The 255-nt window shown below is 59.2% G+C and carries 1 protein-coding gene; it reads left to right on the top strand.

Features of this window, described 5'->3' with window-relative positions; genetic code table 11:
* On the top strand, nucleotides 1-134 hold a 134-nt coding region (locus IB266_RS30620), incomplete at its 5' end, for a YbdD/YjiX family protein (protein ID WP_192264482.1).
* Between the last annotated feature and the right edge of the window lie 121 nt (nucleotides 135-255).

Raw genomic sequence — 255 nt, 5'->3', positions numbered from 1 at the left:
TGCCCGACTACGACAACTACGTCGAGCACATGCAAACCAAGCACCCGGACAAACCGATGATGGACTACGAGGCGTTCTTTCGCGAACGCCAGGAGGCCCGTTACGGTGGCAAGGGTGGGCCCAAGTGTTGTTGAATTGAGCTAAACCCAACCCCCTGTGGGAGCGGGCTTGCTCGCGAAGGCGTCGGGTCAGTCGCCATTGATGTGGCTGACACACCGCTTTCGCGAGCAAGCCCGCTCCCACAGTTGTTTTTGG

The organism is Pseudomonas sp. Pdm06 (assembly GCF_014851795.1).
GTDB classification, from domain to species: domain Bacteria; phylum Pseudomonadota; class Gammaproteobacteria; order Pseudomonadales; family Pseudomonadaceae; genus Aquipseudomonas; species Aquipseudomonas fluorescens_AA.
The sequence above is the reverse complement of the archived record's forward strand: the minus strand, read 5'-3'. Positions and strand labels throughout refer to the sequence as shown.